Genomic DNA, 11355 nt, shown 5'->3' with positions numbered 1-11355 from the left:
TGTCGCCTTCGGGCGACATAATCAGCGTAAGCAAGGAAGACGAGGCAATGGGCCTGAACCTGGAAACACTGATTGGCATTCTGGTAATTCTGATTCTGCTGATTCTCGCCGACGGCGTGCGGCGCATGATTCGTGAGCGGCATGGCCGGTTGCGCATGCGTATCGACCCCCGTTACCGGGATGCGCAGGAGGAAGAGCAGGACGGTTATAACCCGGAGGTGATAGGTACTGCCCGGGTTGTGCGTGAGGCTATCAAGCAGGACAGTATTTTTCCGCAGGACACGGCCGAGCAGGAAGCAACCCCGCCCACGGTCATGGAACCGGATGAAGCGGTTAGCGAGGCCCGTGCCGCCGAGCAGCAAAGCCTGTTCGCCGGCGATGAACCGGCAGAGCCCGAGGTTGTGCAGGAGCCGGCCTACGAGGCCGCCCCTGAGCCTGAGCCCGTGCCAGAGCCCACCCCGGAACCTGAACCGGCTCCGGCGCCGAAGGCCCAGAAGCCGGCAGCACGCAAGCCCGAGGCCCCCCGTGAACCCCAGCCCGTGCTGGAAGTGATCGTGGTGCACCTGATTGCCCGTCGTGGCGCGCCCTTTGACGGCGGTGAGTTGCTGCGGATGTTGCTGGAGTCCGGTCTGCGCTATGGTCAGATGAATATCTTCCATCGCCATGTCAGTGTGGATGGCCGTGATCAATTGCAGTTTTCCATGGCCAATGCGGTGGAGCCGGGTACCTTCGACCTGGATACCATGGAAGAAAAAACCTTTGCCGGGGTTACCTTTTTCATGAAGCTGCCAGGCCCGACCGATGCCATCGGTTCGCTGGATCGCATGTTGTCCATCTGCCAACGCCTGGCCACGGAACTGGACGGCGAACTGAAGGACGAACAACACAGCGTGCTGACCCCGCAGATGATGGAACACCTGCGTCAGAAGGTGCAGGAATTCGAGCGTCGCCAGCGGGTGCCGAGCGCGTAACAGCCGCTGTGAGCTACGAGCTGTCAGCTATGAGTAAAATCAAAACCGTAGGGCGGAAATTGCTATTGGCAATCTCCGCCGTTTTTTTGGCGAAGATCGGCCGTCGCCGATTTCTGCCCTACGGGCGAATCGCTGTTAACTATTCACTATTAACTGTTCACTGCCTTTAACGTGCCCAATAACAACGACCTTTCCCAACAAGCCCAATCCCTTCGCGACCAGCTCAACGACTGGTCCTACCGTTACTACGTTCTCGACGATCCGGCGGTGCCGGATGCGGAATATGACCGCCTGTATCGTGAATTGAAGGCGTTGGAAGACGCACATCCGGAACTGATAACGGGGGATTCGCCGACCCAGCGGGTGGGTGATGTGCCGCTGGATGCCTTTGATCAGGTTCAGCATGAAGTGCCCATGCTCAGCCTCGACAATGTGTTTGACGACGACGAACTGCGGGCGTTTGATCAGCGGGTACGTGAACGCCTGGATGTTGATGGCGAGGTGGCTTATGTCGCCGAACCCAAGCTGGATGGTCTGGCCATTTCCCTGCTCTATGAAAACGGTGAACTGGTGCGAGCCGCCACCCGTGGTGACGGTCAGACCGGCGAGAACATTACTACCAATGCGCGCACTATTCGTTCAGTGCCACTGACGTTGCGTGGAGAGAAACTGCCTGAGCGGCTGGAAGTGCGCGGCGAGGTGGTGATGCCCCATGCCGGCTTTGCCAAATTAAATGAGCGCCAGGAAGCCGCCGGGCAGAAGGTCTTCGCCAACCCGCGTAATGCGGCGGCAGGGAGTCTGCGTCAGCTGGATTCTCGCATCACTGCCGATCGTCCGCTGGAATTCTATGCCTATTCCATGGCGCAGCTGGAAGGCGTGGATGAGCCGGCCACCCACTCCGGCATGCTCGATATGCTGCGTGACTGGGGCCTGCGGGTGAACCCGGAAGTGCGGGTCTGCCAGGGCGTGGACCAGTTGCTGACCTTTTATCATGGAATTCTCGACAAGCGTGATCGGCTCGATTACGACATCGATGGTGTGGTGTACAAGGTGGACCGCTTTGATTGGCAGCGGGATCTGGGCTTTGTCAGCCGCGCGCCGCGCTGGGCCACCGCCCACAAATTCCCGGCTCAGGAAGAGCTGACCACGCTCAACGGCGTCGACTGGCAGGTCGGTCGTACCGGCGCGTTGACGCCGGTGGCGCGGTTGGAGCCGGTGTCGGTGGGGGGCGTCACGGTCAGTAATGCCACCCTGCATAATATTGATGAGATCCAGCGGCTGGATATTCGTATCGGCGATACCGTGGTGGTGTACCGGGCCGGGGACGTGATTCCCAAAGTGGTTCGCCCTATCCCTGAGCGGCGCCCGGCGGAGGCTCAAATCATCACCTTGCCCAGCCATTGTCCGGTTTGTGGCAGCGATATTCTCCGCGGCGATGGCGAAGTGGTGGCTCGCTGTACCGGCGGTTTGATCTGTGGTGCCCAGCAACGCGAGGCGATCAAGCATTTCGCGTCGCGGCGAGCCATGGATATTGATGGGTTGGGCGACAAGCTGGTGGACGCCCTGGTGGATCAGGAACTGATTGCCACGGTGGCCGACCTATACCGTCTCAAGCCCGAGCAAGTGGCCGGGCTGGAAAGGATGGGCGACAAGTCCGCCGAGAACCTGATTGCTGCCCTCGAGGTCTCGAAGACAGTGAGTCTGGGGCGCTTCCTGTTTTCCCTGGGCATCCTGCAGATTGGCGAGGAAACGGCCAAGAACCTGGCCGATTGCTTCGGTGATCTGCAAACCATTCGCCGGGCGCCGCCGTTGTTGCTGCTGGCGGTGCCCGATGTGGGCATGGAAGTGGCCAAGGCCATTGGCGCTTTCTTTGCCGAAGCTGACAACGAAGCGGTGATCGATGGACTGCTGTCGGCAGGGGTGTCGCCCCAATCCGATGGCCAACCCTCGGCAGCCTTTACTGCCTCCCTGACGCTGGCACACCTGCTGAAATCTGCCAAGCGCCTGGGCATGGATCTGGAAGGCATTGGTGACAAGTCGCTGGAAACCCTGGCCAGCCATTACACCACCGTGGCCGGGCTGGTGGCAGGGGCGGCGGAAGGCGCGGGAGCAGAACCCAAGGGCGTGCGCTCTGGTGTCATGCTGCAACTGCGCAAGGCGCTGGCGGAGAACCAGTGGCAGGCACGGCTGGAAGATGCCGAAGCCATGGCCAGCGAACTGCAGGCACGGGCACCGGCCCAGGCGGAGAGCCGCCCACTGGATGGCCAGACCTGGGTGTTGACCGGCACGCTGGAAGCCTTTACCCGGGATCAGGCCAAGAAAGGGCTGCAGCAGCTGGGGGCAAAAGTGGCCGGCTCGGTGTCGAAGAACACGTCCATGGTCGCCGCAGGTGCCTCGGCGGGCTCCAAACTGGCCAAGGCCGAGGCGCTGGGGGTTGAGGTGTGTGACGAGGCCGCGCTACTGTCCTTGTTCAACGAGCACGGTATCGACCCGGGAGCATTATGAAACACTGGCTGACCCTGTTGCTGATGGCATTGGTCTTGAGTGGCTGTGCCGGCACGCCCACTAACACAGACAATGTGTGTGCGGTGTTCGATCAACGGGGGGGCTGGTTTAACAACTGGTACAAGTACGCCAGGAACACCGAGAAGGAATACGGCGTACCGGTGCCGGTGCTGATGGCGACCATCTACAAGGAATCCGGTTTCAACGCCAAGGCCAAACCGCCGCGAACCAAGCTGCTGGGTTTCATCCCCTGGAAACGCCCGTCGACGGCCTATGGCTACCCCCAGGCGCTGGACAGCACCTGGGACTGGTACAAACAGGAAACGGGGCGTCGTGGTGCCGACCGTGATGATTTCAAGGACGCTATCCAGTTTGTGGGCTGGTATCACTACCAGAGCTACAAGAAGAATGGCGTGCCCCGCAACGACACCTACAGTCTGTATCTCAATTATTATGCCGGCCACGGAGGCTATGCCCGTGGTACCTGGAAGAACAATAAATGGATGAAAGGTGCCGCCCAGCGCACCGCGCAGATGGCCAACCGTTATGAGCAGCAGATGAAGGGCTGCGGTCGCTAGTTGTGACGTTTCGGGTGGTTTCGTCGTGGTTGTTTGCCCCGTGTAGACGTCAGATGCCCAACTAGACCTCGCAAGTTTCCCTCAAATCTGCGAAGAACCCTTTTCGTCGAACGAGGATTTGAGGGAATGGCTCACCGCACGCTCCTGCGAAGAGGCGGGCTTATCCACTTAGAGCCAAAAAAAAGCCCACCGAAGTGGGCCTGGAAGGTGGAGACAATGGAGTTGCTGTTTTACGGGTAAATGCCGGCCTCCGAAATGGCATCGGTGATGGTCTTGGCGTAGTGTGAGGCACCTTTCTCCAGTCCTTTGAAACCGCCGGTGTTGAAGCTCACGGTGCGTCCGGTCCAGACAATGGCCTTCTGGTCTACGTCCCAGAGTTCGAGCCGGGCAGTATAGATATCCTCGTTTACAAAGAAGTCCGGGCTGTAAACCTGGGGGGTCATGGTCATGCCGGCACTGGCCGGAACGCTGACACCGGGATCGCCTTTGACTTCAACCGTCTTGGAGGTCTGGTCTTCAAGATGAATGGCCAGAGCGCTGTCAAAGCCGTTTTCCTTCATGCGTTTTGCCAGGTAATCCAGGCTTTTGCCTTCAACGCCCTTGTCCCCAAAGACGGTGTAGGCCGCTGTAGCTTTGACACCCATTTCGGCGAAGCGGGCAACGATGGCATCTTCCAGGTGGCCGCGCAGTTCATGATCGACCAGAACGCCCACCACAAGGGATTGGTAAGGCCCTTTCGGGGTAGCCTGGGTGCCCGTGTCGGAATTGATCACTTTGGTATCGTGGTAGCCGCTGAGGCAGGCTGACAGTACGACAGCAAGCACGGCAGTAAGAGCAATCTTCAGTTGTTTCATAGTCTCATCCTCGTAGACCTGCCGGCGCCCGCCGACAGGTCGCTATCCGTTTCAGAAGTTGTAGGCGGTGCTGAAGGACAGGTAGTCACGGTCTTCAACAACACTGTAGCTGGCGTCGTTGTAGGTGGTGTACGACAGGTCTGCCGTCAGCTTCTTGTAGGCCATGCCCAGGCTGACCCCGAGGCTGCGCGAGTCTTCCTGCATGGCATCGTCGCTGGAAAAGCCTTCTACACCATGCTTGAGGGTGACAGCCGGCGTCAGTGTCATGGCACCAATGGCATTGGCGTAAGTCGATTTGAGGGTCAGCTGGTAGCCCCAGCTGAAATCCGTGACATAGCCATCATCATCCAGATCACCCACGCCGTAGTTGGTGTGACGACGGAAGCGCATCTCTTCCTGGTCCGGCAGGTCCGGAATGTACTCGGAACCGACTTGCATGGAGACAATGGTCTTCTGTGCGCCAAGCACTTGCGGGATCACAGTGGTGAAGGCCAGCTCGGCACGCTGAATGTCGAACTCCTGGTACCCATGGACCTGGCTGCCGGAGTCGTAGACGTAATCAATGGTGCCCTGCGGGATGGAATAGCCGGCGCCCTGCACGGCAGAGGCCGGTACGCCATTCGCTTCCAGTACCCGGGAGGTTGTCAGATCCGGGGTGTTGATCTGGATCGGCATGTCCGGCAGGTAACTGAGGTTTAACGCAAGGTTGCCCACCCCTTCGAAGGTCTTGTCGGCGGTCAGGCCAAAGACCTGAATATCTTCCGGGTACTCATAGAAATAAGCCACATCGTTGCCCGGTGTAATGCCCTGGGGTAACGCGCTGCTCTCCTTGGTCACCGAGTAGTAGGGAAGACGGCTGTGATAGTTCAGGAAATAGGTGCCTACCTTGGCCTTGGCTTCGGGGAAGGCATAGTCAAACTTCAAGCCAAACTGGCCGCCGTCTTCGGGCTCGTTTTCGTCAACACGGGGAATATAGACCCCGGCGTTATAGGCGTCCTGATTGGGCAGGATCACCGAGCTGGAAAAGGTGGCATCACAACCCAGAGCGGTATTGTCCAAAGTTGAAAAGAAGGTGCCACAGCCATCCAGATTCGCTGGGCGCCATTCATACTGGTAGAAAGACTTCATGCTCAGGTTGTCGGTGAACTTGTAGTCCAGGGTCAGCATGCCAGAGGGGGTCAGGAACTCTGTGTATTCCGCGCCTGGGCGATGCAGCGCGGCCAGGTCGATGGCGTTGAGTGAGCCCAGAGAGCCACGGGAGTAGAGGCTACGACCCCAGAGCAACAGTTGGCGTCCTGCGGCGATTTTCAGCGGCTGACCCTTCAACTCGAATTTGCCGTGGACATAGACTTCCTGGAAGGTTGCACCCTGAAATTTTGAGTTACGGTGGAAACCGTCATCACTGAGCGGTTCATCAGGAATAAAGCCGTTTGGATAGTTACCATGCGGTACGTCTTTTTCCTTCTGGGTGTAGTCGTACCAGGTCTTGGCTCGGGCAAACAGGCCGAAATTGCGGAATTGCAGATTCACATCGCCTACGGCCTTGGCCACGGAGGAGACGATGTCTCCAGCCTGATAATTCAGATTGCCGTCGTCAGATACTGCGGATCCTGCGGTGCCGCCAGGAGTGTCGCCGGCAAACAGGTTGTCCTTGCTGGCAGACTCCATTCTTGCGGTGGCCCCGACCGAGGCCTTGAGGTTCCACTTGGCACTGAAATCGTCGCTGAATTTGATTTCACCGCCGGCCAAGGCCGGCGCTGAGGCAGTCAACAGGCCCAGCGCAAGGGCACTGCTGTAGCCAACAGCGATTGCTTTGCTTCGCATTATTTTGCTCTCCCACTGCCCGATGATGATCCCGGGCAGACTGTCCGTTTTTGTTTTAAAAGTGTTGTAGCGCACGTCTTGCTTCACCCGACCTCCCGGTAATGCCTGGGCATTGCGGGAGGGTCCCTGCGGGTGATGAAACTGGCAGTTTCATTTTTATGGATCACAATTCCGAAAAAATGATCTGTCGTGATCAATTCATACATACTGACTGGTATGTGGTCAATACGACGAGAGACCAATACGGTGACTTTGAGGGGGGTCATGTCACCCTGCTATGGAGAAAAAATAGGACGTTTGAACCAGGTTTCGATCCGATTGCGACAGAGAAATATACTATTAATCGATATATGTATATTTTCGAATGATGTTCGTTACTCTGGGTAACAGATGGAAGGTGATTCCATTTTTGTGACATTTTTGCGGGTTTAGCCGGTTTTTTTTAAAAAACGTGTTTGTGATTTTGGGCCCCACCGTGTTTCCCTGGTGTCGTTAATGCTTTCTGTGTGGTTTCCCTGGCAAGCCACATTTATGGGTTGCCTGTGGGGGCGGTTTGCACGCGAAATGCCATGCAAGAGCCTGCAATGGCACACAACAAAGACTATCTGTAGGGGCGCCGCTGGTGGCGCGTTCCCCAACGCCCAAAATCGCGCCGCCAGTGACGCTCCTGCGGCAAGCAGGGAGGAGGTAATCGGGGTTTTTCCTCCAATCTGCGAAGAACCAAAAAAAAGGGGCGCCAGGCGGCGCCCCGAAGGGGAAGTCTTTCCGGATCAGGCGGAAAGGAATGAATTAGAACACTTCAAACAGGCCAGCAGCGCCCATGCCACCGCCGATGCACATGGTGACGACTACGTACTTCACGCCACGACGCTTGCCTTCGATCAGGGCGTGGCCGGTCATCCGTGCCCCAGACATGCCATAGGGGTGACCAATGGAAATGGCGCCGCCGTTGACGTTGTATTTTTCGGGGTCGATACCAAGACGGTCGCGGCTGTACAGGCACTGGCTGGCAAAGGCTTCGTTCAGCTCCCACAGGCCGATATCGTCCACGGTAAGACCAAACCGTTTGAGCAGTTTCGGCACCGCGAAGACAGGACCGATGCCCATTTCATCGGGATCACATCCGGCCACCGCCATGCCGCGGTAGGCGCCAAGGGGTTGTAGACCGAGACGCTCGGCTTCGCTCGCTTCCATCAGGACACAGGCACTGGCACCGTCCGACAGCTGGGAGGCGTTACCGGCAGTGATAAAGCCGCCTTCCTGAACCTGCTGGCCGCCCTTGAACACAGGCTGCAGGCTTTGCAGGCCTTCCAGAGTGGTCTGCGGGCGGTTGCCTTCGTCCTTATCCAGGGTCACTTCCACATCGGAAATTTCCTTGGTCTCCTTGTTCATCACTTTCATGATGCTGGTCATGGGGACGATTTCATCATCGAACTTGCCGGCCTGCTGGGCCGCGGCGGTGCGCATCTGTGATTGGTAGGCGTACTCATCCTGGGCGTCGCGGGATACCTTGTAGCGGTCAGCCACGATCTCGGCGGTTTCCAGCATGGACATATAGATGTCCGGACGGTGCTGTTTGAGCCAGGGGTCGCCGGCACGGAAGGTATTCATCTTGTCGTTCTGGACCAGGGAAATGGATTCCAGGCCGCCGGCCACGGCCACGTCCATGTTGTCGACGATGATTTCCTTGGCGGCGGTGGCGATGGCCATCAGACCGGAGGCGCACTGGCGGTCCATGCTCATCCCGGACACGCTGGTGGGCAGGCCCGCACGCAGGGCGCATTGGCGAGCCACGTTGCCGCCGGTGCTGCCTTGTTGCAGGGCGGCGCCCATGATCACGTCCTGAATGGTTTCCGGATCAATGCCGGCGCGCTCGACAGCGTGCTTGATGGCATGGCCACCCAATGCCTGGGCTTGAGTGTCGTTGAACGCGCCCCGGTAGGCCTTGCCAATGGGGGTGCGAGCGGTGGATACGATAACGGCTTCTCTCATGATGCCTCTCCAATCAGTTTAAAGCTTGATGCCCTTGGCGTGGGCGGCCTTGGTCAGGATCTTGGTGACGTGGTCGCCGCCAGCGAGAATTTCCCGGGCGTTGTCCATGTTGCCAATGCGTTCGAAGTGGGCGGCTACGCCATCCACGTTGCGTTCGTTTTCATCCAGGTAGACGCCTTCGCTTTCCATCAGGCGAACCATGGCATAGCAACCGGCCCCAGCCAGAACGATGCGATGGGTGGGGGCCTGCTGGCTGCACAGGAACAGCACGGCCGGAGTGATTGCTTTGGGTTCCAGCATGGCCAGCACTTCCGGGGGCATCAGATCCTCGGTCATGCGGGTAGCGGCAGTGGGTGCAATGCAGTTGATCTTGATGTCGTATTTCTCGCCTTCCAGGCAAAGCGTATTCATCAGTCCGGCCACTGCCATTTTGGCGGCGCCGTAGTTGGCCTGGCCAAAGTTGCCATAGAGCCCTGATGTGGAGGTGGTCATGACGATGCGACCATAGCTTTGTTCGCGCATGATCGGCCATACCGCCCGGGAGCAAATTTCAGAGCCGGTGAGATGTACGGCCACTACTTTGTCCCAGTCGTCCTGGGTCATTTTGGCAAAGCTCTTGTCGCGCAAAATCCCGGCATTGTTGATCAGCACATCGACCCGTCCCCAGGTGCCCATGGCCTGCTTGACCATGGCCTCCACCTGCTCGGGGCTGGACACGTCGGCGCCGTTGGCAATGGCTTCGCCGCCAGCCGCCTGAATCTCTGCCACGACTTTTTCCGCCGCTTCGCTGGAACCGCCACTGCCGTCACGGGCGCCACCAAAATCGTTGACCACCACCTTCGCGCCCAGACGGGCCAGTTCCAGTGCGTGGGATTTCCCCAGGCCGTTTCCGGCACCGGTGACGATCGCCACCTGGTTATCAAATCGAATGGTCATGCTTGCTTCTCCAAGGGTTTATGCCGCTGGCCGTCACTAAAGGCAGGCGCGACACGTGAGACGCGAATGGGGCGCCAGATCAAATTCGTCACAGAGGCTGAGAAAGGCTTTTCTCGATGCACCCTGTGACCTCTGTGATAAAAACCTGCTTCGTATTCTGCGGCCTGACAGGCTCTCCTACAGGTGTGCGGTTATGCCGGTACGATCACCAGACTCAACCATTCGGCGATCAGAGCAGGTTTTTCCTGGCCTTCAATTTCCACCTGCACACCATGGCGCAGTTGCCACTCGTTATCTGAGCGACGTTTCACTTCCATCAGGGTGAACTGGCCACGCACCTTGCTGCCCTCGCGGACCGGGTTCATGAAACGCACTTTGTCGAACCCGTAATTGATGCCCATCACCTGGCCCTCAATGACGGGGAGAACATCCATGGCCATGGCCGACAGCAGTGACAGGGAGAGAAACCCGTGGGCAATGGTGGCGCCAAAGGGGCTTTCCTTTGCCGCGCGCGCGGGATCGGTGTGAATCCATTGCGGATCTTCCGTCAGATCGGCAAAGCCATCGATGCGCCGCTGATCCACGGTGCGCCAGGTGGATTGACCCGGGCTTTCACCGATTCGGGTTTGCAGGTCCTCGATCCGGACTGTCTCTCTGCTCATTGTGCTCTCCCTGATTGTGCTTGTGACATGGCACAAACGCATAATTTCAGAATTATATTTTGAAAACGGCAGTATGCAGGGCGGCGTAAATGACCGTAAAGGGTGAAAAGCGGCGTGAAGGGCGAGATTTCCGACACCGGGCGCGTCAAGGTCAATGGTGGTGGGTGGCGGCTGTGCCAAAATTCAAGAAAACAACCGGGGCCCGGCCGGGATGCTGGCGGCCCACAAGCAGGCTGTTCAACAGCCTGCTAGCGAATACAGAGGACCGAGGACCCATGGCGGATCAAAGCGAAGCACTGGCCTGTGAACCCCGTAATGCCATTCTGGACGCGGCGGCCTTGTGTTTTATGGAGCGAGGCTTCAACGCAACCAGTATTGATGATATTGCCCGCCGACTATCGGCCACCAAGGGCATGGTTTATCACTACTTTGGTTCCAAGGCAGAGCTGTTTTTCGAGATTCACCATCGCGCCATGGACGCGCTGTTCGCCGAGGTGGAACCGGTGGCCGAGCAGTCCTTGCCTGCACCGCAACGTTTCACGGAAATGGCGCGTCGCTATGTGCGTACCCTGATCGAGACCCAGCCCTATCAGCGGGCGGTGTCCGAGGCGGTGCAAATGGTGCTGCGCAACAGCACTACCGAAGACCAGCGCAGCCAGCTCACCAGGCTCCAGGAACGCCGCAATCGCTGCGAAGCCCTGTTTATGACTGTCCTTGAAGAAGGTATGGCCGAAGGCACCATGTGTGCCTTGCGCCCACGGGTGTCCATCAAGCCAGTGTTTGGTGCCATGAACTCGGTGATTAACTGGTATCACCCTCGCGATGGCGAAACCGAAGAAGAGATCCAGGCGTTGGTGGACGAAGTGGTGGGCGTGGCGCTGCGGGGAATCATTAAAGGCAGTTAACAGGGAATAGTGAACAGTTAACAGCGGCGCGGTAACGCGTTATGTAATTTGAAAGGCATGAGGCCGCGCCCAGAATTTGGACGCGGCCTCATGCCTTTACACAAAAAGAAAAAGCCTAATAAAGCTTG

At 58.2% G+C, this 11355-nt stretch carries 9 protein-coding genes; 4 read left to right on the top strand and 5 right to left on the bottom strand.

From position 1 onward, the window contains the following. The first annotated feature begins 47 nt into the window (after positions 1 to 47). The 3 genes from zipA to Q672_RS24105 all read left to right on the top strand — a co-directional run bounded on the left by zipA (position 48) and on the right by Q672_RS24105 (position 4054). Positions 48 to 971, top strand: coding sequence for a cell division protein ZipA (zipA, locus tag Q672_RS24115; protein ID WP_022985027.1), 924 nt, complete (start codon positions 48 to 50; stop codon positions 969 to 971). 171 nt (positions 972 to 1142) lie between these two features. Continuing rightward, entirely contained in the window at positions 1143 to 3476 is a 2334-nt protein-coding gene (gene ligA, locus Q672_RS24110) for an NAD-dependent DNA ligase LigA (protein WP_022985026.1), read from the top strand. Continuing rightward, on the top strand, positions 3473 to 4054 hold the full coding sequence (locus Q672_RS24105) for a transglycosylase SLT domain-containing protein (protein ID WP_022985025.1): 582 nt from the start codon (positions 3473 to 3475) through the stop codon (positions 4052 to 4054). The genes ligA and Q672_RS24105 overlap by 4 nt, the downstream gene beginning before the upstream one ends. A gap of 230 nt (positions 4055 to 4284) precedes the next feature. Here the strand turns inward: Q672_RS24105 and Q672_RS24100 are convergent, their stop codons facing one another. The 5 genes from Q672_RS24100 to Q672_RS24080 all read right to left on the bottom strand — a co-directional run bounded on the left by Q672_RS24100 (position 4285) and on the right by Q672_RS24080 (position 10322). Then, on the bottom strand, positions 4285 to 4908 hold the full coding sequence (locus Q672_RS24100; protein ID WP_022985023.1) for a hypothetical protein: 624 nt from the start codon (positions 4906 to 4908) through the stop codon (positions 4285 to 4287). A gap of 51 nt (positions 4909 to 4959) precedes the next feature. Further along, positions 4960 to 6732 carry a DUF1302 domain-containing protein gene (locus tag Q672_RS24095; RefSeq protein WP_052017495.1) on the bottom strand — a complete coding sequence of 591 codons (1773 nt, stop codon included), beginning with the start codon at positions 6730 to 6732 and terminating at the stop codon, positions 4960 to 4962. A gap of 789 nt (positions 6733 to 7521) precedes the next feature. Then, a complete protein-coding gene (locus Q672_RS24090) occupies positions 7522 to 8724 on the bottom strand; it encodes an acetyl-CoA C-acyltransferase (protein ID WP_022985021.1) in 1203 nt (400 codons plus the stop codon). 18 nt (positions 8725 to 8742) lie between these two features. Next, complete coding sequence (locus Q672_RS24085; protein WP_022985020.1) at positions 8743 to 9660, bottom strand: SDR family oxidoreductase; 918 nt, start codon at positions 9658 to 9660, stop codon at positions 8743 to 8745. 191 nt (positions 9661 to 9851) lie between these two features. After that, on the bottom strand, positions 9852 to 10322 hold the full coding sequence (locus Q672_RS24080; RefSeq protein ID WP_022985019.1) for a MaoC family dehydratase: 471 nt from the start codon (positions 10320 to 10322) through the stop codon (positions 9852 to 9854). A gap of 275 nt (positions 10323 to 10597) precedes the next feature. On the opposite strand from Q672_RS24080, the gene Q672_RS24075 reads away from it, so the two are divergent. Then, positions 10598 to 11227 (top strand): TetR/AcrR family transcriptional regulator, encoded by a 630-nt coding sequence (locus Q672_RS24075; RefSeq protein ID WP_022985018.1) that lies wholly within the window; start codon positions 10598 to 10600, stop codon positions 11225 to 11227. Positions 11228 to 11355 lie beyond the last annotated feature (128 nt).

Source organism: Alcanivorax sp. P2S70, assembly GCF_000475295.1.
GTDB classification, from domain to species: domain Bacteria; phylum Pseudomonadota; class Gammaproteobacteria; order Pseudomonadales; family Alcanivoracaceae; genus Alcanivorax; species Alcanivorax profundi.
The sequence above is the reverse complement of the archived record's forward strand: the minus strand, read 5'-3'. Positions and strand labels throughout refer to the sequence as shown.